Genomic DNA, 24,094 nt, shown 5'->3' on the forward strand with positions numbered 1-24,094 from the left:
AGGCCGCAAGGGTGGCCGCCGAGCGCGGCCATTCGGTCGTGGTCTTCGAAGTCGCCGACCGGCCCGGCGGGCAGATCCGCTTGACGGCACAATCGAAGCGGCGGGCGGAGATGATCGGGATCATCGACTGGCGCATGGCCCAGTGCGCCGCCAGGGGGGTGGAGTTCCGCTTCAACACCTGGGCCGAGGCCGGGGATGTGCTGGCCGAAAACCCCGACGTGGTGGTGATCGCGACCGGGGGGATGCCGCAGACGGATATCCTGTCGGGGGGCAGCGACCTGGTGGTCTCGTCCTGGGACATCATCTCGGGCGATGTGAAGCCGGGGGCGAATGTGCTGCTCTACGACGACGCGGGGGATCACTCGGCCTTGCAAGCCGCGCAGGTGATCGCCGAGGCGGGGTCCAAGGTCGAGGTGATGACCCGCGACCGCAGCTTCGCGCCGGAGGTGATGGCGATGAACCTGGTGCCCTACATGCGGGCGATGCAGGACAAGGACGTGACCTTCACCGTCACCTACCGGCTTTTGGCGGTGGAGAAAGAGGGGAACCAGCTGAAAGCCACCGTCGGGTCCGACTACATGAAGCTCGACAAGACGGCGGTCTATGATCAGGTGGTGGTGAACGCGGGGACCCTGCCCTTGGCCGACGTCTATTTCGAGCTGAAACCGCTGTCGGGGAACAAGGGGGCGGTGGACTACGAGGCGATGATCGACGGGCGGGCGCAGCCTTCGGTCGACGGCTTCCAGCTCTACCGGATCGGGGATGCCGTGGAGGCGCGGAACACCCACGCGGCGATCTATGATGCGCTGCGGCTGGTGAGGACCGTCTAGGTCCGCTTCCGGCAGTACAGCTCCATCCGGTGATGGACGATCTCGTAGCCGAGTTCGGCGGCGATCTCGCGCTGGAGCTGTTCGATCTTCTCGGAGCGGAACTCGGTGATCTGGCCGCTGTCGAGGTCGACGATGTGGTCGTGGTGGGGGGCGTCGGCGACCTCGTACCTGGCCCCGCCGTTTTCGAGGGCGAGGCGGAGGACGACGCCTTCCCGTTCGAGGACCGAGAGGGTGCGGTAGACGGTGGCGAGGGAGAGGCTGTCGTCGAGGGTCCGCGCCCGGCGGTGCAGTTCGGCGGCGTCGGGGTGATCGCGGGCTTCGGTCAGGACCTTGAGGAGCGCCTCCCGCTGGCGAGTCACACGGACTCCGGTGTCGCGGAGGGCCTGGGCGGGGGTCTGCTTCATGGGAGAATGGTAGCGGGTGGGGGGGGCGGGGTCAAATCCTGTGGGAGTGTCCACGGTGGACAAACTTTGGGAAATCAGCAATTCCAATGACTTGCGATTTTCTGTTAGGGTGGCCTTAACACTTTCCCGTAGCCCGTTTTCACGGCGTTTCAGGCGGCTGCGGCAGGGGTGGTCAGGTCTGACAGGATGCTGGCCGCGATCTCCAGGGAGCGGACGCGGGCGGCGGGATCGTGCATCATGCCGGTGATCATCACCTCGTCCGGGCGGTGGCGGGCGATGAGGGCGGTCAGTTGCTCGCGCACGGTTTCGGGAGAGCCTACGGCGGAGCAGGAGAGCGCGTAGCGCGCCTGTGCGAGGATTGGCTCGGGGATGTCGCTGAGGTCGTTGGTCGGGAGCGGGAGCTGGCCGGGGCGTCCGGTGCGCAGGCGCGCGAAGGCGAGGAGTTGGGAGGAGCGGAGGTAGGTTGCCTCCGCGTCTGTTGCGGCGGCGGAGACACCGATCGCGATCATGACATGCGGTTTGGCAAGGCGGTCGGAGGGACGGAAGGTACGGCGGTAGACCTCCAGCGCCTCGTCCAGGTGGGTGGGCGCGAAATGCGAGGCGAAGGCATAGGGGAGACCAAGGTAGGCGGCCAGTTGCGCGCCGAAGGTGCTGGAGCCGAGGATCCAGATGGGGACGTTGGTGCCGGTGCCGGGGATGGCTTGCACCGCGCTGGGGGTGTCGCCGAGGTAGCCGATCAGTTCCTGCACGTCCTGGGGGAAGGTATCTTCTTGCGCCATATGGCGGCGGAGAGCCCGGGCGGTGACCATGTCGGTGCCGGGAGCGCGGCCGAGGCCGAGGTCGATCCGGTTCGGGTAGAGGGTGGCAAGGGTGCCGAACTCTTCGGCCACGACGAGGGGGGAGTGGTTCGGCAACATGATCCCGCCCGCGCCGATGCGCATGGTCTTGGTGTGACCAGCGACATGGCCGATCAGCACCGGAGTCGCGGCGGAGGCGATGCCGGGCATGTTGTGATGCTCGGCCAGCCAGTAGCGGTGGAAGCCGACCTTCTCGGCGGCCTGGGCGAGGTCGACGGTGGATTTGAGCGCCTGGGCGGCGGTCTGGCCTTCGGGGATCGGGGCCAGGTCGAGGTAGGAATAGTGCTGCATGGGGGCCTCCGCTTGGTGCAGAGGTAAGCATTGCGGGCGGTGGGGAGAAGGGGGTCGTTGGCGTAGGGTGCGCTACAGCGCACCTGCGGACGGTGCGCTGTAGCGCACCCTACGATGGGGATGGGTCCGGTGCCTTTGCATCGTCATTGAGCGGACGCTCACTATTTGCCGTGACTGTCATCCCCGCGAAGGCGGGGATCCAGTTGGGTCATGGAGCGGCGGTTCAAAAGAATGGATCCCCGCCTTCGCGGGGATGACAGTGGGGGGAGGTTTGGCCCCAGTGAAGATCAAAGGCCGTTCATTGGAACGGCCTCTGCGCTTGCAAGGGTTCCCCGCCTTCGCGGGGATGACAGGTGGCGCTGGGTGACTCAGCTGCACCCCGTCGTCGAGCCGCAGCTGTTGCACTTCAGGCAGGTGCCGTTCCGCACCAGCGTGTAGTTGCCGCATTCGGCGCAGCTGTCGCCGGTGTAGCCTTGCAGCTTTGCCTTGGTGCGGGCGTCATTGGCCCCGAGGGCGAAGGTCGAGGTGGTTTCCGAGAAGCCGGAGACTCGCGTTTCGGAGACCATCGCGGCCAGTGGTGCGGCGCTGTCGGTTCCGGTGGCGAGGCCGCCGCCGAAGGCCGTCATCCCCTGCCCGCCCTGCAGCACCACAAGCTCCTGCGGCAGGCGCTTGCGCAGGTAGCCGGTGGAGGAAATCTGCTTCAGCACCTCCAGCGACTTGGAGGCGGCGCTTTCGCTGGGCTCGGCGATGTTGCGCTTGCCTTCCTCGTCGCCGCGGCCAAGCTCGTCGAAGGACGCGCCTTTCGGGGCGACATGGGCGAGGTCGGTGCGGTCGAGGTAGCTGATCGCCAGCTCGCGGAAGATGTAGTCGAGGATCGAGGTCGCGTTCTTCACCGAGTCGTTGCCCTGGACCATGCCGGCGGGCTCGAACCGGGTGAAGGTGAAGGCTTCGACGAATTCGTCCAGCGGCACGCCGTATTGCAGGCCGACCGAGACCGCGATGGCGAAGTTGTTCATCATCGCCCGGAAGCCCGCGCCTTCCTTGTGCATGTCGATGAAGATCTCGCCCAGGGAGCCGTCGGCATATTCCCCGGTGCGGAGATAGACCTTGTGGCCGCCGACGATGGCCTTCTGGGTATAGCCCTTGCGGCGTTCCGGCAGTTTCTCGCGGTGGCGGGAGATCAGCTCCTTGACGATCACCTTCTCGACGATCTTCTCGGCGATGACTTGCGCCTTCTCCATCGTCGAGCCGTTGGTCAGCACTTCCTCGGCCTCTTCGTCGTCCTCGATCAGGGCGGCGGCGAGGGGTTGGGAGAGCTTGGAGCCGTCACGATAGAGCGCATTGGCCTTGATGCCGAGCGAGTGGGAAAGCTCATAGGCCGCCAGCGTTTCCGCGATGGTGGCGTTGTTCGGCATGTTGATGGTCTTGGAGATCGCGCCGGAGATGAAGCTTTGCGCGGCGGCCATCATGGTGATGTGGCTTTCCACCGACAGGAAGCGCTTGCCGGTCTTGCCGCAAGGGTTGGCACAGTCGAAGACGTTCAGGTGTTCCGGTTTCAGGTGCGGCGCGCCTTCGAGCGTCATCGTGCCGCAGACATGGTCGTTGGCGGCGTCGATCTGGGCCTTGGTGAAGCCGAGGTGGCGCAGGAGGTCGAAGGTCGGGTCGGCCAGTTTCTCGGCGGGGATGCCGAGGGTGCCTTTGCAGAAGTCTTCGCCCAGGGTCCACTGGTTGAAGACGAAGCGGATGTCGAAGGCGGAGGGGAGCGCGGCCTCGATCTTCTCGATCTCGCGGGGGCCGAAGCCGTGGCCGATCAGCGCGGTGTGGTTGATCGAAGGGGCCTGGCCGAGCGAGCCGTGGCCGACGGCATAGGCGACGATCTCGGCGGCCTGGGAGGTGGAATAGCCGAGGGTTTCGAGGGCCGCGGGGACCGACTGGTTGATGATCTTGAAGTAGCCGCCGCCCGCCAGTTTCTTGAACTTGACCAGGGCGAAGTCGGGCTCGATGCCGGTGGTGTCGCAGTCCATCACCAGGCCGATGGTGCCGGTGGGGGCGATCACGGTGGTCTGGGCGTTGCGGTAGCCGTGTTCTTGCCCAAGGCGCAGGGCCTCGTCCCAGGCGGATTTCGCAAGCTGGACAAGGGCTTGGTCGGGACAGTTCGCGTGGTCGAGGGCGACGGCGGGGACGTTCAAGCCCTCATAGGCCGTGCCATGCGCCGCCGCGCGGTGGTTGCGGATGACACGCAGCATGTGCTGCTTGTTCCGGTCATAGCCCGAAAACGGCCCGAGTTCCTTGGCCATTTCGGCGGAGGTGGCATAGGTCACGCCGGTCATGATCGCGGTGAGCGCTCCGCAGAGGGCGCGGCCTTCGTCGGAGTCGTAGCCAAGGCCCATGTTCATCAGGAGGCCGCCAATGTTGGCGTAGCCGAGGCCGAGGGTACGGAAGTCATAGCTGAGCTGGGCGATTTCCTGCGACGGGAATTGCGCCATCATCACCGAGATTTCGAGAGTCACGGTCCAGAGCCTTGTGGCGTGGACATAGGCCTCGGCGTCGAATTTGCCATTGGCGTAGAAGGTCAGGAGGTTCATCGACGCCAGGTTGCAGGCGGTGTCGTCGAGGAACATGTATTCCGAGCAGGGGTTGGAACCCCGGATCGCGCCGTCTTCGGGGCAGGTGTGCCAGGCGTTGACGGTGTCGTGGAACTGGATGCCGGGGTCGGCGCAGGCCCAGGCGGCGTGGCCGATCTGGTCCCAGAGATCGCGGGCCGAGACGGTCTTGGCGACCTTGCCGTCGGTGCGGCGGATCAGCTCCCAGGGTTTGTCGTGCTTGACCGCGTCGAGGAAGGCGTCGGTCACGCGGACCGAGTTGTTGGAGTTCTGGCCGGAGACGGAGATATAGGCCTCGCTGTCCCAGTCGGTGTCGTAGGTCGGGAACTCGATCGATGTGAAGCCCTGCCGCGCATATTGCAGCACGCGGTTGGTGTAGGTGTCGGGGATCATCGCCTTCTTGGCGGCCTTGATCGCGGCTTTCAGGGCCGGGTTGGCCGCCGGGTCGGTCGCAACTTCGACGCTGCCGTCAAAGCCCTTGATCGCGGCGAAGATGTCGTTGAGGCGGGCCTCATGCATCTTCGATCCGGCGACGAGGGAGGCAACCTTCTGCTCCTCGATGACCTTCCAGTTGATGAAATCCTCGATGTCGGGGTGGTCGGTGTCGATGATCACCATCTTTGCGGCGCGGCGGGTGGTGCCACCGGATTTGATCGCCCCCGCCGCGCGGTCGCCGATCTTCAGGAAGCCCATCAGGCCGGAGGACTTGCCGCCGCCCGAGAGTTTCTCGCCTTCGCCGCGGAGCGAGGAGAAGTTGGTGCCGGTGCCGGAGCCGTATTTGAAGAGCCGCGCCTCGCGCACCCAGAGGTCCATGATGCCGCCATCACCCACCAGGTCGTCCTTGACCGACTGGATGAAGCAGGCGTGGGGCTGGGGGTGTTCGTAGGCGCTGGCCGACTTGGTCAGCTTGCCGGTGGCGTGGTCGACGTAGAAGTGGCCCTGCGACGGGCCGTCGATGCCATAGGCCCAATGCAGGCCGGTGTTGAACCACTGCGGGCTGTTCGGCGCGGCCATTTGGCGGGCCAGCATGTAGCGCATCTCGTCGTAGTAGGCTTTCGCATCGGCCTCAGAGGTGAAGTAGCCGCCCTTCCAGCCCCAATAGGCCCAGGCGCCTGCCAGACGGTCGAAGACCTGCTTGGCGGAGGTTTCACCGACCATGCGCTTGTCTTCGGGGAGTTGCGCCAGCGCGTCCTGATCGGGGACCGAGCGCCAGAGGAAGTCGGGGACGCCCTTTTCCTTGACGCGCTTCAACACAGCCGGGACGCCTGCCTTGCGGAAATACTTCTGGGCGAGCACGTCGCTGGCGACCTGGCTCCAGCCCTCGGGCACTTCGACCGCCTCGTTGCGGAAGACGATCTTGCCGTCCGGGTTGCGGATTTCCGAGGTGGTGAGGACGAAACCCATCGCCCCATAGGCACCGGTGGCTTCGCTGGTGAACTTCCGCTCGATCTTCATGCCCCTGATCTCCTGTTATTGCGCCCTGAAACCGGGCGTTTGATGTTTCAAATCCACGAGGTCCGCCCCCGCATCGCGGCGTTTGGCAACACGCTACCGGTCCTGACGGTGCGCGCCGTCAAGAGGGTCGCATCCGATTGGGATGCCCTTTGTGTGGGTCGTTTTGCCTGTCCCGCCGCAACACAAGATTTAGTGGTCTTCGTCGCTGCTTCGTCAAAGTGTCGTAATCCGCGGGCCCGATCAACGGATAAATTTACCCATCCGCAAGATTTTCGGCTTGACGCTTTTTCGGTCACATCACGGCGATGTCAGCGGCGCGCGATGCCGCGTGTGGACAGCTCTGGGGACAATCTTCGCGCAGTTTGTGAAGAGCGTCGGATTTGCCAGCCTTGCGGCCCGTTTGGCGGACGGCCTTCACCGGCCCACAGGGCTGCCTGCGCGTTAACGAAGCGATTCCTTGGGCCTGCGCCTCAGTGACGAGGGGTCGCGGGGCGGTTGATCAGCACGATCCCGGCGGCGGCCAGTGCAGCGGCGAGGAGAATCGCGGGGCCGATGGTTTCGCCGAAGAGGAGCGAGCCGAGGACAAGCGCGAGGATGGGGGTCAGGAAGGAAAACGAGGCCACGGTCGAGGCCGGGTAGACCGAGAGGAGCCAGAGCCAGGCGATAAAGCCCCCGGCGACGACAATAGAGGATTGGAAGAGAAGACCCACAATATGTAGGGGGTGCAGGTCGCGGATCAGGGGTCCGAAGGCGGGCGCGGCGAGAAGCAGGATCGGGGCGGAGACGAGGACCATCCAGAAAAGCTGCATCTCCGGCCCCTCGGCGCGCATCACCGGGCGGCGCGCGATATAGGCGGTCAGCGCCCAGCCCCAGGCAGCCCCCAGGGCGCAGAGATCGCCCGCAAGGCTTGCCTCGCCGCTGGGCGGCCGCGACAGGATCGCCACGGCGCAGCCTGCGAAGGCCAGCGCCAGCCCTGCGGCCTTGGGTCCTGTGATCCGCTCGCCCAGGCCGAAGTGGGCCAGCAGCGAGAACCAGACCGGCATCGAATACATGATGAGGGACGAGCGACCGACGGTGGTGAGGTCGAGTGCGAGGAAAAGGAACAGGAACTCGGCCGCGAAGAGTGCCCCGATCAGGAGGCCCGTGCCCCAGGCCTCGCGGCGCAGGCGGGGCGGACGGCCCTTCCAGGCGAGCCAGGCCCAGACGAAGCCCACGGCGAGAAGCGACCGCAGACCGGCGAAGAACACCGGCTGCAGGCCTGCATTCACCAGCTTGATGATGACCTGGTTGACGGCGAGGAGGCCCTGCACCCCCAGAAGCATGGCGACCCCGGCCCCATCGAGTTTCGATTTGCGCATCTTTCCCCCCTGCCCCGCGCCCCTTTTGCATTGACCGGCGGGCGGCGGCAAGGAAGGCTGTCGGCGACGCCAAACCAGTGAGGTGCGTGATGGGTATCGGCAAGACGTTATTGAAGGTGGCGATCGGCATCGCCATCGCGAAGGGGGTGTCCGCGCTGACGAAAGGATCGTCGGGATCGTCCGGCACGGTCAGCGCAGGGCGCGGGACGCGGATTGACACCGGCTCGTCCGGCGGGCTGGAAGACATGATGGGCGATGTGCTGCGCAGCGGGCGGTCCTCGGGGCGAAGCTCGGGGGGCGGCGTGGCCGACGGGGGGCAGTCGGGCGGAGGCCTGGGGGATCTTCTGGAGCAGATCTCCGGGCAGAAGCGGCAGTCGCCCCGCGCGACGGCGCCGAAGGGCGGGCTGGACGACCTCTTGGGCGAATTGACCGGGCGCGGGCGGACGACGGAACAGCCGCGCCCGACCCGGCCGACCCGGAGCGAGAGCAGCGGCGGGGTGGGCGACCTCTTGGATCAGGTGTTGGGCGACAAGGCAGGCGGTGGTGGCGGCACCTTGCGCACCGGCCCGATCTCCCTGCCGGAACCGGAGCGTGAGGAGGAACTCTCGGCGGCGCTGATGCTGCGGGCGGTGATCCAGGCGGTGAAATGCGATGGCGAGCTGGATGACGAGGAGCGCGCGCGGCTGGTGAAGGCGATGGGCGACGCCGACCAGAGCGAGGTGCAGGCGGTGCAGGCCGAGTTGAACCGTCCGGTCGATGTCGAAGGTCTTGCGCGGTCGGTCCCGGCGGGGCTGGAGCCGCAGATCTACATGGTGTCGTTGATGGCGATCGACCTGGACCAGAAGGCCGAGGCGGAATACCTGAACAAGCTGGCGGGGGCGCTGGATATCTCGCCCGATCAGGCGAATGCGATCCATGACAAGGCGGGGGCGCCGCGCTTGTATCGGTAACAAGTCAGCGGTTTCGCAGGGTTTCCTTCCTTGCGCGGGCATTGTAGGCCTTGGCGCTGTCCGCCCCTTTGGAGCCTGCCATGCCCCCCGCGACACCTGCGGCCGACAACACCCGCGCCGCGCTGACGATGGTCGCCTCGATGGCCTTCTTCGCGGTCGAGGACCTGTTCCTGAAGCGGTCCGCCGAGGCCTTGCCGCCCGGTCAGGTGCTGGCCCTGACCGGGGCGGCGGGGGCCTGTGTGTTCTGGGCGCTGGCCGCCGGGCAACGCCAGCCGATCCTGTCGATGGAGGCGCTGCGGGGAATGCCCCTGGCGCGGACGCTGTCCGAGGCGGTGGCGGCGGTGCTGTACATCCTGGCGCTGGCTCTGGCGCCGCTGACGATGACTTCGGCGCTGCTGCAAGCCTCGCCGCTGGTGGTGGTCGCCGGGGCGGCGCTGTTTCTGGGCGAGACTGTGGGCTGGCGTCGCTGGGCCTCGATCCTGGTGGGGTTCGCAGGCGTGCTGGTGATCCTGGAGCCCTGGGGGGCGGGGTTTGATCCGACGGGCCTTCTGACGGTGGCCTGCGTTCTGGTGCTGGCGGTGCGCGACCTGACGACACGGGTGATGCCCGCGCGGATCGGGACGTTCCAGGTCGCGACCTGGGCCTATCTGGGGCTGGTGCCCGCCGGTGTGGCGCTGATGGCGGGGATGGGACAGGGCTTCGTGCCGCCCACGCCGGGGCAATGGGCGGGGCTGGGGGGCGCGCTGGTTTCGGGATTGTTCGGCTATTACGCGGTGGTGGCGGCGATGCGGCTGGGCGAGGTCTCGGTCGTGGCACCCTTCCGCTATACCCGGCTGGTCTTCGCGATGGCGATTGCGATGGTCTTCCTGAGCGAACGCCCGGCGGGTACGACGCTCTTGGGCGCAGGGATCGTCGTCGGCTCGGGGCTTTACGCCTTTGCCCGCGCGCGCAAACGCGCTTCCCCTGTGGCCTGAGCCGGGGTAAAGGGCCTTTGAGAGCACCCATTCGGCCCTGAGGAAACCCCATGAGCACGATCATCGACATTCACGCCCGCGAAATCCTGGACAGCCGGGGCAACCCGACGGTCGAGGTGGACGTCACGCTGGAAGACGGCAGCATGGGCCGGGCCGCGGTGCCCTCGGGCGCCTCGACCGGCGCGCATGAGGCGAACGAGCGGCGGGACGGCGACAAGGCGCGCTACAAGGGCAAGGGCGTGCTGGAGGCGGTCGCGGCGGTGAACGGCGAGCTGGCCGAGGAGCTGGTGGGGTTCGACGCGACGGAACAGGTCGGGATCGACCGCACGATGATCGAGATGGACGGGACGCCGAACAAGTCCCGCCTTGGGGCGAACGCGATCCTTGGGGTGTCGCTGGCGGTGGCGAAGGCGGCGGCGGAGTTCACGGCGCAGCCTTTGTATCGCTACGTCGGGGGAACTTCGGCGCGGGTGCTGCCGGTGCCTATGATGAACATCATCAACGGCGGCGAACATGCCGACAACCCGATCGACATCCAGGAATTCATGATCATGCCGGTCGGCGCCTCCGACATCCGCGAGGCGGTGCGGATGGGGTCGGAAGTGTTCCACACGCTGAAGAAGGAACTGCAGAACGCGGGCCACAACACCGGGATCGGCGACGAGGGCGGCTTCGCACCGAACCTGAACTCCTCCCGCGACGCGCTTGATTTCATTCTGAAATCCATCGAGAAGGCGGGCTACAAGGCGGGTGAGGATATCTACCTCGCACTCGACTGCGCGGCGACGGAGTATTTCAAGGGCGGTCGCTACGAGATGAAGGGCGAGGGCAAGTCGCTGTCCTCGATCGAGAACGTCGAATTCCTGGCGGGGCTGTGCAGCGACTATCCGATCATCTCGATCGAGGATGGCATGGCCGAGGATGACTGGGACGGATGGAAGATGCTGACCGAGGCGCTGGGGTCGAAGATCCAGCTGGTGGGCGACGACCTGTTCGTGACCAACCCGCGCCGTCTGGCCGAGGGGATCAGGAAGGGCGTCGCCAATTCCATGCTGGTGAAGGTCAACCAGATCGGCACCCTGACCGAGACGCTGCAGGCCGTCGATATGGCGCATCGGGCGGGCTACACCAACGTGATGAGCCATCGTTCGGGCGAGACGGAGGACAGCACGATTGCCGACCTCGCCGTCGCCACGAATTGCGGGCAGATCAAGACCGGGTCGCTGTCGCGGTCGGATCGCCTCGCCAAGTACAACCAGCTGATCCGCATCGAGGAACTGCTGGGCGAGACGGCGGAATATGCCGGGCGGTCGGTGCTGAAGGGCTGAGGGGCTGAGCAAGGATCTTCGAAAATCCTTGCAAATCTTTTCGAAAAGATTTGCGGGCGTTCCCAGTGATGGGGCGCCCGTTTCTATTGGAAGCGTGCCGGGCGGAAGTGGGCGAGAAGCGGGCTGTCGGGGCCGCCGGTGATCTCTTCGGCCAGCAGTTCTGCCACCACGGGGGCGAGCGTCGCGCCGGAATGCATGACGGCGATCCAGAGGCCTGGGATCGGCCCCTGCCCCACCACCGGCAGGCCGTCACCGGGGACCGGGCGCATCGCCATTGCCTGATGGGTGAAGTGGATCTCTTGCCCCGGAAAGAGGGCGCGCAGGCGTGTGAGGGTGGCGTTCACCACCACGGGGAACGACCCCAGCGTCTCGGCATGGTCGGACTGGTGTGCGGCGGAGGCGGGGGCGATCAGGTGGCCTTCGGCGTCCTGCCGGACCTCCTGGTCGGGGGTGGCGAGGACCACCGGACAGATCGGCGGCAGGGGATTGGTTACGACCATCAGGCCGGGGCGCTTCAGCATCGGGAGGGTATAGCCGAAGGGCTCCAGGAGCGCGGGCGTGCCGGTGCCGGTGCAAAGGATCACGCGGTCGGCCTCGAACGGGCCAAGATCGGTCACGACGCCGGTTGTCCTGCCCCTTTCTTCCGTCACGGACTGGACCGTGGCGCGGATCACCTTGGCGCCAGAGGCTTCGATCAGCGCGCGGGCCAGGATGGCGGGGTCGGCGACGCCTTCCTCGGGGAAGAAGAGCGCGGTTTCAGGGACGGGGCCGAGGGCTGGCAGGCGGTCGGCGATCTGGGTTCGGGTCAGGCGCTGGACCTTGTAGCCGAGGGCCAGAAGGTCGTTGGCGGTTTCGTCTTGCGCGTCGCCGGTCGCTTCGTACCAGAGACAGCCCTGCCAGCTGGTCGGCAGGCCGGGAAGCGCCTTGCTCAACCGGCGGTGGGCGGCGAGGCTTTCGTGGCGCAGGCGGTAGTGCGGGTGGCTGAGGAAATAGGAGGCGTTGAGCCAGCCGAAGCTGGCCGTCGAGGCGAGGCCGCCTTCGGCATGGGTGGAGATGATGGCCGCGGCCTCTCCCCGGCGCGCGAGCTGGTAGGCGAGGGTTGCGCCGGTGATGCCTGCGCCGATGATCAGGGTTTGGGTCATGGGCGGAAGGTGGCATGGCAGGCGGGCCGATGTCCATGCCGCGCGCCCCGCCCCGGGCTTGATCCGGGGCCTCCTGGTGATGGGAGAGGCCCGGATCAAGTCCGGGGCGGGGTTTCGGGGCGCTTGAGCGCTTTCCCCCTGCCCCGGCTTTGCGCTAGGTCTGCGGTATGCTGATCCTCCTCAACAAACCCTATGACGTGCTCTGCCAGTTTTCCCGCGAGGGGGAGCGGGCGGTGCTGGCGGATTTCGTGCCGATGAAGGGGGTCTATCCGGCGGGGCGGCTGGACCGGGACAGCGAGGGGCTGCTGGTGCTGACCGATGACGGGCGCTTGCAGGCGCGGATCGCGGACCCGAAGTTCAAGCTGGAGAAGACCTATCTGGCGCAGGTCGAGGGGGTGGTGAGCGAGGCCGCGCTGGAGCGGTTGCGGGAGGGCGTGGAGTTGAACGATGGGCCGACGCTTCCGGCGAAGGCCCGGGGGCTGGCGGAACCCGCATGGCTCTGGCCGCGGGTGCCGCCGATCCGGGTCAGGAAGACGGTGCCGGACGGCTGGATCGAACTCACGATCCGCGAGGGGCGGAACCGGCAGGTGCGGCGGATGTGTGCGGCGGTGGGACTGCCCTGTCTGCGGCTGATCCGCTGGCGGGTGGGGGACTGGACGCTGGAGGGGCTCGCGCCCGGGGAATGGAGGGAGGCATGACGGCGGCGCAGATCATCCGCTTCGGAGGGCCAAGGCGAGACGCCGGTTTCGGCGAAATGATCGAGCCTGCGGACCTGCAAGGGCAGGTTTCCCTGCGTGAGGGAGCCTGACCGATGGACCACAAGGCGTTCCTGTCCGCCCTGCCCGCCGACCTGCGCGAGGCGATGACGGAACGGTCGGACGGGCCGGGGCTCTGGCATCTGGCGGGACATCTGGGGGCGATTGTCGCGGTGGGCGGGCTGATCGCGGCGGGCGTGCCGGGGTGGTGGGCACTGATGCCGGTGCAGGGGATGCTGATCGTCTTCCTGTTCACGCTGGAGCATGAGGCGACGCACCGGACGCCGTTCCGCTCGGTCTGGCTGAACGACTGGGTCGGGCGGCTGTGCGGGGTGTTGCTGGTCCTGCCCTTCGAATGGTTCCGCGCCTTCCACATGGCGCATCACCGCTGGACCAACCTGCCGGGAAAGGACCCCGAGCTGGCGGGGCCGAAGCCCGCGACCTTGCGGGCCTGGGTCTGGCATGTTTCGGGCGTGCCGTACTGGATCAGCGAGGTGCGGCTGATGGCGCGGCTGGTGGCGGGGCGGGTGACGGAGGACTTCGTGGCCGAGGGCGCGAAGGCGCGGGTGGTGACCGAGGCGCGCTGGATGGCGGGGGTCTACGGGCTGGCCGCGCTGTCGCTGCTTTGGTCGCCCGTGCTCTTGTGGGTCTGGCTGGTGCCGGTGCTGCTGGGGCAGCCGTTCCTGCGTCTTTACTTGCTGGCCGAGCATGGCGACTGCCCGGAGGTCGTGAACATGTTCGAGAACACGCGGACGACCTTCACCACGGCGCTCATGCGGTGGCTCGCGTGGAACATGCCCTATCATGTGGAACACCACGTCTGGCCGACCGTCCCCTTCCACCGCCTGCCGCAGGTGCACGGGCTGATCAAGGCCGAGCTGCGGGTGACGGCCGAGGGCTATGCGGCCTTCACCAGGGACTATCTGGCGCGGCGGCTTTGAGGCTTTGGCCGGTCGACGGTTGTGGTCGGTGGATGCCTCCGGCGGGGATATTTGCGCCAGTATGAAAGGCTGCGATTGTGCGGGGCACAAGATCGGGGGTGGTTGTCTGCGGGGGGATTGGCTAGGGTCCGCGCCATGAGCGATACCCCTGCCCTGCCCCGCCCCGCTGCGACGAGCGGCGACAGCCTTTCGGGCTTTCTCTATGCGCTGACGGCCTATCTGCTGTGGGGGTTCCTGCCGCTTTACATGAAGGCGCTGGCGCATGTCCCGCCGCCCGAGGTGATCGCGCATCGGGTGGTGTGGTCGATCCCGGTGGCGCTGGCGGTGCTGTGGTGGACGGGGCGGACGGCGGACCTGCGGGCGGCGCTGACCTCGCCCCGGATGCTGGGCATGGGCGCGATGACGGCGGCGCTGATCAGCGTGAACTGGGGGATCTATGTCTGGGCCATCGGCTCCGGGCACGCGCTGGATGCGGCGCTGGGGTATTACATCAACCCGCTGTTTTCCATCTTCCTGGGCGCGGTTCTGCTGGGCGAGCGGATGGGGCGGTTGCAGATGGTGGCGATTGCCCTTGCCGTGGTGGCAGTGGGCATCCTGACCTGGGAGGCCGGGCGGCTGCCGGTGGTGGCGCTGGGGCTGACGCTGACCTGGGGGTTCTATGCCTATCTGAAGAAGCGGTTGCCGATCGGGCCGAACCAGGGCTTCACGCTGGAGGTGCTGATCCTGCTGATCCCGGCGGTTGGCTACATGGTCTGGGTGGCGGCGCAGGGCACGTCGCATTTCCGGCAGGGCGTGGCGCTGGACGATCTGCTGCTTCTGGGCTGCGGGCTGGTGACGGCGGTGCCGCTGATGGTCTATGCCAACGGGGCCAAGCGGCTGACGCTGTCGACCATCGCGATCATGCAATACATCGCGCCGACGATGATCTTCCTGACCGCGGTCTTCATCTTCGACGAGCCGTTCAGCAAGGTGAAGCTGCTGGCGTTCGGCCTGATCTGGGCGGCGCTGGTGATCTATTCGGCGCCGATCCTGGCCGGGCGGCTCAATCGGGCCGGCTGATCTGGCCGCCGCCGACAAGGGCGGGCGCGCCGGTGGTGTCGGGGCCGGAGGTCGCCATCTTGCGCAGGACGCGGACGGCGAGGAAGGCGAAGGCCTGGGCTTCCAGCATGTCGCCGTCGAGGCCCACATCCTCGACCGGAAGGATCGGGCAGGGGATGCGGCGGCGGAGTTCTGCCATCAGGGTGGGGTTGTGACGGCCGCCGCCGGTGACGAGGATGCGGGTCACGGGGGCGGGGAAGTGGATCTGCGCGGCGGCGACGGAAGCGGCGGCGATGGCGGTCAGGGTCGCGGCGGCGTCGGCGTCAGACAACATCTCCAGCCGGTCGATGAGGCCCGCGAAGTCGTTGCGGTCAAGCGATTTCGGCGGCTGGGCGTCGAACCAGGGGTCCTTCAGGACCGAGGTGACGAAGTCTTCGTCGGCCTCGCCTTGCGCCGCACGCGCACCGCCTTCGTCATGGGCCAGGCCAAGCCGGTCGCGCATAAGGTCGTTGATCGGGGCGTTGGCGGGGCCGGTGTCGAAGGCCATCAGCGCGCCGGGGCTTTCCGGGCCGGGGGCGGTGGGGTCGATCCAGGTCAGGTTGCCGACGCCGCCGAGGTTGAGGAAGGCCAGGGGCTCGGTCGCGCCGATGTGGCGGGCGAGCGCGTAGTGGTAGAAGGGGGCAAGCGGCGCGCCCTGCCCGCCGATGGTCACGTCGGAGGAACGGAAATCCCAGACCGTGGGCAGGCCGAGGAGCTGCGCCAGAAGCGCCCCGTTGCCGCATTGGTGGGTGCCCCGGCCCTTCGGGTCATGCGCGAGGGTCTGGCCGTGGAAGCCCAACAGCTCGGCGCCGGAGAAGCGGGCGAGGACTTCGGCATGGGCGGTCTCGACCACTTCGGCGGCGGCCTGGACCTGGGGGTCGCCGGGCCATTGGCCCAAGGCGGCGCGGAGGGTGTCCTGTTCGTCGGGGCTGTAGGGGCGGTAGGCGGAGGGACCGAAGGCGAAGACCGCGTGGCCGTCGGTCTTGATCATCGCTGCGTCGACGCCGTCCAGCGAAGTGCCGGACATGGTGCCGAGTGCCCACAAAGCCCCGTCCTTCCGCATCTTCCCTTGTCACCCACGCGAAGATATACCGCCCGCATCCTAATCCGAGGCGGCCATGAACTACCATCCGAAATCTGACTTCATGCGTGTGATGTTCGAGCGCGGCTTTGTTGCCGATTGCACGGATTATCAGGCGCTTGACGAGGCATTGGTGAAGGATGTGCTGCCGGGATACATCGGCTTCGACGCGACGGCGACCAGCCTGCATGTCGGCAGCCTGATCCAGATCATGATGCTGCGCTGGCTGCAGAAGACCGGCGGCAAGCCCATCGTGCTGATGGGCGGGGGCACGACCAAGATCGGCGACCCGTCGTTCCGGGCCGACGAGCGCCCGCTGCTGACCGATGCGCAGATCGCGGCGAACATCGAGGGGATCAAGCGGGCGTTCTCGCCCTATGTGACCTTCGGCGACGGGCCGACCGATGCGATCATGGTCAACAACGCCGAATGGCTGGACGCGCTGAACTACATAGGCTTCCTGCGCGACATCGGGCGGCATTTCAGTGTCAACCGGATGCTGTCCTTCGAGAGCGTGAAGTCCCGGCTGGACCGCGAGCAATCGCTGTCGTTCCTGGAATTCAACTACATGATCCTGCAGGCCTATGACTTCCTGGAGCTGCATCGCCGCTATGGTTGCCTGTTGCAGATGGGCGGGTCGGACCAGTGGGGCAATATCGTCAACGGGGTGGACCTGACGCGGCGGGTGATCGACGGCGAGGTCTATGGCCTGACTTCTCCGCTTCTCACGACGAGCGACGGGAAGAAGATGGGCAAGAGCCAGTCGGGCGCGGTCTGGTTGAACGGTGATCTCTTCAGCCCCTACGAGTTCTGGCAGTTCTGGCGGAACACGACGGATGCCGATGTGGGGCGCTTCCTGAAGCTTTACACCGAATTGCCGGTGGCCGAATGCGACCGGCTTGGCGCGCTTGGCGGGTCCGAGATCAACCAGGCGAAGATCGTGCTGGCCAATGCGGTGACGACGCTGTTGCATGGGGCCGATGCGGCGGCGGCGGCGGAAGCCACGGCGCGGGAAGTGTTCGAGAAGGGCGGGATCGGGGACGACCTGCCGACAATCACGCTGGAGCCGGGGGAACTGGCCGAGGGCGTGGGGATCGTGCAGTTGTTCGTGCGCGCGGGCCTTGCGGCCAGCGGCAAGGATGCCAAACGGCTGATCGCGGAAGGCGGGGCGAAGGTGAACGACGAGATCGTCACCGACAGCGCGCTGCGCTATGGCGCAAGCCACCTGGCCGAGCCGATGAAGCTGACGGCAGGAAAGAAGCGGCACGCGCTGGTGGTGCTGGGGTGAGATGGAAGGGTGGGCAGATTGCCCACCCTGCCTTGCGTCACTCCTGGACCGTGACCTTGGTCATCACGTCCGGGGTCGCAGGCGGCTCGCCGCGCTGGATCTTGTCGACCACATCCATGCCGGAGATCACGTTGCCGACGATGGTATATTGCCCGTCGAGGAAGCTGGCGTCGCCGAAGGTGATGAAGAACTGGCTGTTCGCGCTGTTCGGGTCCTGGGCGCGGGCCATGCCGACGACGCCGCGCTGAAACGAAAGCTTGTCGGTGAACTCGGCCGGGATGTCGGGCTTGTCCGAACCACCCATGCCAGCCATCGACAGGTCTCCGCCCGCCTTGCCGTATTGCACGTCGCCGGTCTGGGCCATGAAGCCGTCGATCACGCGGTGGAAGACCACGTTGTCATAGGCGCCTTCCTTGGCAAGTGCGACGATCTGAGCGACATGCTGGGGGGCGAAGTCTGGCAAGAGGTCGATGACCACGGTGCCGTTGGCGGCGCCTGCGACTTCGATCGTCAGATTGGGGCCGGGGCCGTCGGTGGCCTGCGCCAGCGCCGATTGCGAGATGCCGTAGCCCACGACGACGGCGAGACCGGCGGCGAAAAGCCCGCCTGCGAGGATGCGATCAAGCCTGGACATCGGACGCCACCCTGACAGTGATCATGCGGTCGGGGTTCTGCGGCGGCTCGCCCTTCACGATCTTGTCGACATGCTCCATCCCGCTGATCACACGGCCATAGACCGTGTACTGGCCGTTCAGGAAATGGTTGTCGCGGAAGTTGATGAAAAACTGGCTGTTCGCCGAATTCGGGTTCTGCGACCGCGCGGCGCCAAGGGTACCCCGGTCATGCGGCAGCTTGGAGAATTCCGCAGGCAGATCAGGGTATTGCGAGCCGCCCGTCCCCGCCCGCCGCGGGTTGTAGCTGGGGGAGGCCATGTTGGCGTTCTCCACATCGCCGGTCTGGGCCATGAAGCCGTCGATCACCCGGTGGAAGGCCACGTTGTCATAGGCCTTGTCGCGGGCAAGCTGCTTCATCCGCTCGGCATGTTTGGGCGCCACCTCGGCGAGCAGTTCGATCACCACTTCGCCGTCCTTCAGCGTCAGGATGATGGTGTTTTCGGGGTCCTTGATGTCGGCCATCGGGGGTTCCTCAAGTTTCGGTCGGGCGCGACCGTAGCGGCGGCGTCCGCTCAAGGAAAGGGCAAAGAGCGCTAAGCGGTTGACGGGACCGTGATCGGAGGGCCAAAAGCGGAGAGACCCCAAATGGATGGAGAACGCGATGCCCTGGAAAACGCTGGACGACATGGACCTTAAGGGCAAGACGGTGCTGGTGCGGGTCGACATCAACGTACCGATGGAAGCGGGCCGGGTGACGGACATGACCCGGATCGACAAGATCAAGCCGACGGTGGATGCGATCGTCGCCAAGGGCGGGAAGCCCGTGCTGCTGGCGCATTTCGACCGACCGAAAGGCAAGGTCGTGCCGGAGATGAGCCTACGCCATGTCGTCGACGCGCTGGCCGGGTCGCTGGGGCGCAAGGTGGTGTTCGGGGCCGATTGCGTCGGCGAGGCGGCTTCGGGCGCGATTGCGAAGGCCGGGCCATCGGACGTGGTGCTGCTGGAGAACACCCGCTTCCATCCGGGCGAGGAAAAGAACGATCCCGAGCTGGCGGCGCAGATGGCGGCCCTCGGGCAAGTCTTTGTGAATGATGCGTTTTCGGCGGCGCACCGGGCGCATGCCTCGACCGAGGGGCTGGCGCGGCTTCTACCCTCGGCTGCGGGGCGGCTGATGGAGGCGGAACTGCGTGCGCTGGAGGCGGCGCTGGGGTCGCCCAAGCGGCCGGTGGTGGCGGTGGTGGGCGGGGCGAAGGTCTCGACCAAGATCGAGCTGCTGGCCAATCTGGTGACCAAGGTCGACCATTTGGTGATCGGTGGCGGGATGGCGAATACCTTCCTCGTGGCCGAGGGGATCGAGGTGGGGCAATCTCTGGCCGAGCGCGAGATGGCGGAGACGGCGCGGGAAATCCGGCACCGGGCGCAGAAGGCGGGCTGCCAGATCCATCTACCGGTCGATGTGGTGGTGGCTCGGGAGTTCAAGTCGGGCGCGGAGGCGCATGTCGTGAGCGTCCACAAATGCCCGCCGGATGCGATGATCCTGGATGCGGGACCGCAGACGGTGAAAGAGCTGGAAGGCGTGTTCGCATCCGCCAAGACCTTGATCTGGAACGGTCCTTTGGGGGCGTTCGAGATCGAGCCGTTCAATGCCGCGACTTTTGCGGCAGCGCAGGTAGCGGCGCGGCTGACGCGTGAGGGCAAGCTCATTTCCGTGGCGGGCGGCGGCGATACGGTGGCAGCACTGAACGCGGCGGGGGCGGCGGAAGATTTCACCTTCATCTCGACTGCGGGCGGTGCCTTCCTGGAATGGATGGAGGGCAAGGAGCTGCCGGGGGTCAAGGCGCTGATGGCTTGAGCGGACGGGGCTTCAGGGCTATGGCTGCAAGGGACAACGGGAGACGGACATGACCAACGCGAAGATGACCGAACAGATGCGCGCCGGACGGGGCTTTATCGCGGCCCTGGACCAGTCGGGCGGGTCGACCCCCAAGGCCCTGAAGCAATACGGAGTTTCGGAAAGCGAATATTCCGGCGAAGAACAGATGTTCGACCTGATCCACGCGATGCGGGCGCGGATCATCCAGTCCCCGGCCTTTACCGGCGACAAGGTGGTGGGGGCGATCCTGTTCGAGCAGACGATGGACCGCAAGGTCGACGGCATTCCGACCGCGACCTACCTGTGGGACAAGCGCGGGGTGGTGCCTTTCCTGAAGATCGACAAGGGGTTGGAGGCGGAAGCGGACGGCGTCCAGCTGATGAAGCCGATGCCGGGGCTGGATGCGCTGCTGGCCCGCGCGGTGAAGGCCGGGGTCTACGGGACCAAGGAACGCTCGGTGATCAACGCGGCGAACCGCAAGGGGATTGCGGCGATCGTGGCGCAGCAGTTCGACATCGGGCGGCAGGTCGCGGCGCATGGGCTGATGCCGATCCTGGAGCCGGAAGTCACGATCTCGATCAGTGACAAGGCCGAGGCGGAGGCGATCCTGCAGGAGGAAATTCTGAAGGCGCTGGAAGGGGTTGAGGGTCAGGTGATGCTGAAGCTGTCGCTGCCGACGGTGCCGGATTTCTATCAGCCGCTGGTCAAGCATCCGAAGGTCTTGAAGGTGGTCGCGCTGTCGGGCGGGCATTCGCGCGAGGCGGCGAACCAGATCCTTGCACAGAACCACGGGATCATCGCCAGCTTCAGCCGAGCGCTGAGCGAGGGGCTTTCGGCCAAGCAGACCGAGGCCGAGTTCGACAAGGTGCTGAAGAACGCGGTCGACAGCATCCATGCGGCCTCGATCACCTGAGGGTGGCTTGCCGTCCCGCTCAAGTCTTTGAGCGGGATGCATTTTCAGGATTCACAAGCGATTCGCGATGTGGCATGATTCGGCCAGGCCCCCGGCAGAGGGGCCGGAGAAGGGCGCATGTCGGCAGTTCACACTCAACGCGGTTTCGGCGGGCTGGCCTATCTGGTCGTGGCCTGCGGGCTTGGGCTTTATTTCACCTTTGCCGCCGTGCAGGGCGACTATGGCATGTTCGCCCGGGTCGCGATCAATGCCGAGGCGGAGGGACTGCGGGCCGAGCGTGACAAGCTGACGGCGGAGTTGGGGGAAATCCAGAACCTGACGCACCGGCTGTCGGACGACTACCTGGACCTCGACCTTCTGGACCAGCAAACGCGGGACGTGCTGGGCTATATGCGAGCGGATGAGATCGCGATCCGCTAAGGGATTGCGAACGCTGGGGTAATCTGCCGGCGCAACTGGTTTTCCGGGTATCTTCCTTCCATCTGGAATCCGTCTGGCTTTCATACATACGCGCGTATGGGCCAGCTGGTGTTAACCTTGAAACACGAATCGGGGGGCAATCCGTCCGGGTGAGCCTTTCCTTTTGCGCATGGGTGCCATGTTGCCTGCGTGACGCGAGGGCAGGAGAATCCTTTTGACCCAATAAACACCGATGTTGTATGGATGGTTTAATACTAAACCATTTTCTGCAGCTGCAAACAGCCTGGGAGGAACCCGATGGCGAAGAAGCCCGACGCGAGACCGAATGTCTCGAAGGACGACTTGCTGAAATATTACCGCGAGATGCTGCTGATCCGCCGCTTCGAGGAGAAGGCGGGCCAGCTGTATGGCATGGGGCTGATCGGCGGCTTCTGCCACCTGTATATCGGGCAGGAAGCGGTTGTCGTGGGGCTGGAGGCTGCCGCCAAGGAAGGCGACAAGCGGATCACCAGCTACCGTGACCACGGGCACATGCTTGCGGCCGGGATGGACGCCAAGGGCGTGATGGCGGAACTGACCGGGCGCATCGGCGGCTATTCCAAGGGCAAGGGCGGCTCGATGCACATGTTCTCGAAAGAGAAACATTTCTACGGCGGGCACGGGATTGTTGGCGCTCAGGTGCCGCTGGGCGCCGGGCTGGCCTTTGCCGACAAGTATCTTGGCAATGACAACGTGACCTTCACCTATTTCGGCGACGGCGCGGCGAACCAGGGCCAGGTCTACGAGACCTACAACATGGCGGAGCTGTGGGAGCTTCCGGTGATCTTCGTCATCGAGAACAACCAGTATGCCATGGGCACCTCGATGAAACGGTCGACCAAGTCGGAAACGCTGTTCGGGCGCGGTGTGGCCTATGGCATCCCGGGCGAGCAGGTGGATGGGATGGACGTGCTGGCGGTGAAGGCCGCGGGCGAGAAGGCGGTGGCGCACTGCCGGGCCGGGAAAGGCCCCTACATCCTGGAAATGATGACCTACCGCTATCGCGGGCATTCGATGTCGGACCCGGCGAAATACCGGACGCGGGAAGAGGTCGAGAAAATCAAGACCGAGAAGGACTGCATCGAGCATGTGCGCGATTTGCTGACGCAGGGCGGCCTCGCTTCGGATGAGGAGCTGAAGGCCATCGACAAGGAGATCAAGGCGATCGTCAACGAGAGCGCCGAGTTCGCCAAGGAAAGCCCGGAGCCACCGAATGCGGAACTCTGGACCGATATTTACGCCTGAGGAGGGGAAATCATGGCAACTCAAGTCCTTATGCCCGCACTTTCCCCGACGATGGAGGAAGGCACGCTGGCCAAATGGCTGGTGAAGGAAGGCGATACGGTCAAGTCGGGACAGATCCTGGCAGAGATCGAGACCGACAAGGCGACGATGGAGTTCGAGGCGGTCGACGAGGGGGTGGTCGGGAAAATCCTGATCGCCGAAGGGACCGCCGGGGTGAAGGTCAACACGCCGATTGCGGTGCTGGTCGAGGATGGGGAAAGCGTGAGCGACGTGGCCCCGGCGGTTGCGGTTGCGGAAGTGGCGGCGGCTCCGGTTGCGGCGGTGGAGAGTCGGGGTGAACCCCGACCTACGGTGGTTGCAACCTCTGGCTGGCCGCATTCCGATCTGCCCGAGGGCCCGACGAAGACGATGACTGTGCGCGAGGCGCTGCGCGAGGCGATGGCCGAAGAGATGCGGGCCGATCCGACGGTCTTCCTGATGGGGGAAGAGGTGGGCGAGTATCAGGGCGCCTACAAGATTTCCCAGGGGCTGCTGGACGAGTTTGGGCCGCGCCGGGTGGTCGACACGCCGATCACCGAGATGGGCTTTGCCGGGATCGCCACGGGGGCAAGCTGGGGCGGCCTGAAGCCGATCGTCGAGTTCATGACCTTCAACTTCGCCATGCAGGCGATCGACCATATCCTGAACTCGGCGGCGAAGACGCTGTACATGTCGGGGGGCCAGATGGGTTCGCCGATGGTGTTCCGTGGCCCGAACGGGGCGGCGGCGCGGGTTGGGGCGCAGCATTCGCAGGATTATGCGGCCTGGTATGCGGCGATCCCGGGGCTTCGGGTCTGCATGCCCTATTCGGCGGCGGATGCGAAGGGGCTGCTGAAATCGGCGATCCGCGACCCGAACCCGGTGGTGTTCCTGGAAAACGAGATCATGTACGGGCGGTCCTTCGAGGTGCCCACGGACCCGGATTTCGTGGTGCCGTTCGGCAAGGCCTCGATCATGCGGGCGGGGTCGGACGTGACCATTGTCAGCTTCGGGATCGGGGTTGCCCATGCCCTTGCGGCGGCAGAGGTGCTGGCGGGCGAAGGGATCAGCGCCGAGGTGGTCAACCTGCGCACGCTCAGGCCCATCGACTATGACACGGTGCTGGCTTCGGTGATGAAGACCAACCGTTGTGTCACGGTCGAGGAAGGCTTCCCGGTGGGCTCGATCGGCGACCATCTGGCCTCGACCATCATGCAGAAGGCGTTCGACTATCTGGACGCCCCGGTCGTGACCTGCACCGGCAAGGATGTGCCGATGCCCTATGCCGCGAACCTGGAGAAGTTCGCGCTGATCACTCCGGCGGAGATCGTCACCGCCGTCAAATCCGTCTGCTATCGGTGAGGTGAAGTCATGGCTACCGAAATTCTGATGCCTGCCTTGTCCCCGACGATGGAGGAAGGGACTCTGGCGAAATGGCTGGTCAAGGAAGGCCAGGCGGTGAAGTCCGGCATGGTGATCGCCGAGATCGAGACCGACAAGGCGACGATGGAGTTCGAGGCGGCGGATGATGGCGTGATGGGCCGGATTCTGGTGGCCGAAGGCACGGCAGGCGTGAAGGTGAATACCCCGATCGCCGTCCTGCTGGAGGAGGGCGAAAGCGCCGATTCCGCGCCGGCC

The 24,094-nt window shown here is 66.0% G+C and carries 21 protein-coding genes and 1 pseudogene; 14 read left to right on the forward strand and 8 right to left on the reverse strand.

The features are described 5' to 3' along the window. A pseudogene (locus ACE3P6_RS03820) lies at positions 1 to 830 on the forward strand (N-methylproline demethylase); the annotation flags it as partial. Here the strand turns inward: ACE3P6_RS03820 and ACE3P6_RS03825 are convergent. From ACE3P6_RS03825 to ACE3P6_RS03840, 4 genes are all read right to left on the reverse strand, one after another. Then, a complete protein-coding gene (locus ACE3P6_RS03825) occupies positions 827 to 1,234 on the reverse strand; it encodes a Fur family transcriptional regulator (protein WP_374391761.1) in 408 nt (135 codons plus the stop codon). The pseudogene ACE3P6_RS03820 and the gene ACE3P6_RS03825 overlap by 4 nt on opposite strands. A gap of 149 nt (positions 1,235 to 1,383) precedes the next feature. Next, the gene (locus ACE3P6_RS03830; protein ID WP_374391763.1) at positions 1,384 to 2,382 is read right to left on the reverse strand and encodes an LLM class flavin-dependent oxidoreductase; all 999 of its coding nucleotides are present in this window, start codon (positions 2,380 to 2,382) and stop codon (positions 1,384 to 1,386) included. Between the two features lie 368 nt (positions 2,383 to 2,750). After that, complete coding sequence (locus ACE3P6_RS03835; protein ID WP_374391765.1) at positions 2,751 to 6,440, reverse strand: vitamin B12-dependent ribonucleotide reductase; 3,690 nt, start codon at positions 6,438 to 6,440, stop codon at positions 2,751 to 2,753. Between the two features lie 470 nt (positions 6,441 to 6,910). Continuing rightward, positions 6,911 to 7,798 carry a DMT family transporter gene (locus tag ACE3P6_RS03840; protein ID WP_374391767.1) on the reverse strand — a complete coding sequence of 296 codons (888 nt, stop codon included), beginning with the start codon at positions 7,796 to 7,798 and terminating at the stop codon, positions 6,911 to 6,913. An 89-nt stretch (positions 7,799 to 7,887) separates the two neighbouring features. Here ACE3P6_RS03840 and ACE3P6_RS03845 point away from each other — a divergent pair, with 89 nt between their 5' ends. From ACE3P6_RS03845 to eno, 3 genes are all read left to right on the forward strand, one after another. Further along, entirely contained in the window at positions 7,888 to 8,748 is an 861-nt protein-coding gene (locus tag ACE3P6_RS03845; protein WP_374391769.1) for a DUF533 domain-containing protein, read from the forward strand. Between the two features lie 80 nt (positions 8,749 to 8,828). Then, positions 8,829 to 9,722 carry a DMT family transporter gene (locus tag ACE3P6_RS03850; protein WP_374391771.1) on the forward strand — a complete coding sequence of 298 codons (894 nt, stop codon included), beginning with the start codon at positions 8,829 to 8,831 and terminating at the stop codon, positions 9,720 to 9,722. Positions 9,723 to 9,772: 50 nt separating this feature from the next. Further along, on the forward strand, positions 9,773 to 11,050 hold the full coding sequence (eno, locus tag ACE3P6_RS03855) for a phosphopyruvate hydratase (protein WP_374391773.1): 1,278 nt from the start codon (positions 9,773 to 9,775) through the stop codon (positions 11,048 to 11,050). 83 nt (positions 11,051 to 11,133) lie between these two features. On the opposite strand, the gene ACE3P6_RS03860 is transcribed toward eno, so the two are convergent. Then, the gene (locus ACE3P6_RS03860) at positions 11,134 to 12,192 is read right to left on the reverse strand and encodes an NAD(P)/FAD-dependent oxidoreductase (RefSeq protein WP_374391775.1); all 1,059 of its coding nucleotides are present in this window, start codon (positions 12,190 to 12,192) and stop codon (positions 11,134 to 11,136) included. 167 nt (positions 12,193 to 12,359) lie between these two features. On the opposite strand from ACE3P6_RS03860, the gene ACE3P6_RS03865 reads away from it, so the two are divergent. The 3 genes from ACE3P6_RS03865 (at position 12,360) to rarD (ending at position 14,947) form a co-directional block, all read left to right on the forward strand. Continuing rightward, positions 12,360 to 12,890: a pseudouridine synthase gene (locus ACE3P6_RS03865; RefSeq protein ID WP_374391777.1), complete on the forward strand. Its 531-nt coding sequence runs from the start codon at positions 12,360 to 12,362 to the stop codon at positions 12,888 to 12,890. Positions 12,891 to 13,003: 113 nt separating this feature from the next. Further along, positions 13,004 to 13,888 (forward strand): fatty acid desaturase, encoded by an 885-nt coding sequence (locus tag ACE3P6_RS03870; RefSeq protein WP_374391778.1) that lies wholly within the window; start codon positions 13,004 to 13,006, stop codon positions 13,886 to 13,888. 135 nt (positions 13,889 to 14,023) lie between these two features. After that, positions 14,024 to 14,947, forward strand: a complete 924-nt coding sequence (rarD, locus tag ACE3P6_RS03875; protein WP_374391779.1) for an EamA family transporter RarD — start codon at positions 14,024 to 14,026, stop codon at positions 14,945 to 14,947. Here rarD and ACE3P6_RS03880 read toward each other — a convergent pair. Continuing rightward, positions 14,931 to 16,028 carry an anhydro-N-acetylmuramic acid kinase gene (locus ACE3P6_RS03880; protein ID WP_374391781.1) on the reverse strand — a complete coding sequence of 366 codons (1,098 nt, stop codon included), beginning with the start codon at positions 16,026 to 16,028 and terminating at the stop codon, positions 14,931 to 14,933. The genes rarD and ACE3P6_RS03880 overlap by 17 nt on opposite strands. 55 nt (positions 16,029 to 16,083) lie before the next feature. On the opposite strand from ACE3P6_RS03880, the gene tyrS reads away from it, so the two are divergent. Next, positions 16,084 to 17,334, forward strand: a complete 1,251-nt coding sequence (gene tyrS / locus ACE3P6_RS03885) for a tyrosine--tRNA ligase (RefSeq protein WP_374391783.1) — start codon at positions 16,084 to 16,086, stop codon at positions 17,332 to 17,334. Positions 17,335 to 17,371: 37 nt separating this feature from the next. On the opposite strand, the gene ACE3P6_RS03890 is transcribed toward tyrS, so the two are convergent. After that, positions 17,372 to 17,968 (reverse strand): peptidylprolyl isomerase, encoded by a 597-nt coding sequence (locus ACE3P6_RS03890; RefSeq protein WP_374391785.1) that lies wholly within the window; start codon positions 17,966 to 17,968, stop codon positions 17,372 to 17,374. After that, on the reverse strand, positions 17,955 to 18,470 hold the full coding sequence (locus ACE3P6_RS03895) for a peptidylprolyl isomerase (RefSeq protein ID WP_374391787.1): 516 nt from the start codon (positions 18,468 to 18,470) through the stop codon (positions 17,955 to 17,957). The genes ACE3P6_RS03890 and ACE3P6_RS03895 overlap by 14 nt, the downstream gene beginning before the upstream one ends. Positions 18,471 to 18,609: 139 nt before the next feature. Here ACE3P6_RS03895 and pgk point away from each other — a divergent pair, with 139 nt between their 5' ends. The 6 genes from pgk to ACE3P6_RS03925 all read left to right on the forward strand — a co-directional run. Continuing rightward, the gene (gene pgk, locus ACE3P6_RS03900) at positions 18,610 to 19,800 is read left to right on the forward strand and encodes a phosphoglycerate kinase (RefSeq protein WP_374391789.1); all 1,191 of its coding nucleotides are present in this window, start codon (positions 18,610 to 18,612) and stop codon (positions 19,798 to 19,800) included. A gap of 49 nt (positions 19,801 to 19,849) precedes the next feature. Continuing rightward, positions 19,850 to 20,734 carry a fructose bisphosphate aldolase gene (locus tag ACE3P6_RS03905; RefSeq protein ID WP_374391791.1) on the forward strand — a complete coding sequence of 295 codons (885 nt, stop codon included), beginning with the start codon at positions 19,850 to 19,852 and terminating at the stop codon, positions 20,732 to 20,734. 117 nt (positions 20,735 to 20,851) lie between these two features. Next, the gene (locus tag ACE3P6_RS03910; RefSeq protein WP_374391793.1) at positions 20,852 to 21,154 is read left to right on the forward strand and encodes a septum formation initiator family protein; all 303 of its coding nucleotides are present in this window, start codon (positions 20,852 to 20,854) and stop codon (positions 21,152 to 21,154) included. Between the two features lie 297 nt (positions 21,155 to 21,451). Beyond that, positions 21,452 to 22,438 (forward strand): pyruvate dehydrogenase (acetyl-transferring) E1 component subunit alpha, encoded by a 987-nt coding sequence (gene pdhA, locus ACE3P6_RS03915; protein ID WP_374391795.1) that lies wholly within the window; start codon positions 21,452 to 21,454, stop codon positions 22,436 to 22,438. A gap of 12 nt (positions 22,439 to 22,450) precedes the next feature. Next, positions 22,451 to 23,818, forward strand: coding sequence for a pyruvate dehydrogenase complex E1 component subunit beta (locus ACE3P6_RS03920; RefSeq protein WP_374391797.1), 1,368 nt, complete (start codon positions 22,451 to 22,453; stop codon positions 23,816 to 23,818). 9 nt (positions 23,819 to 23,827) lie between these two features. After that, positions 23,828 to 24,094: biotin/lipoyl-containing protein (locus ACE3P6_RS03925; RefSeq protein WP_374391799.1), on the forward strand; the 267-nt coding region annotated here is incomplete at its 3' end.

This window comes from Tabrizicola sp. (assembly GCF_041911175.1).
In the GTDB taxonomy this organism is placed as follows: domain Bacteria; phylum Pseudomonadota; class Alphaproteobacteria; order Rhodobacterales; family Rhodobacteraceae; genus Tabrizicola.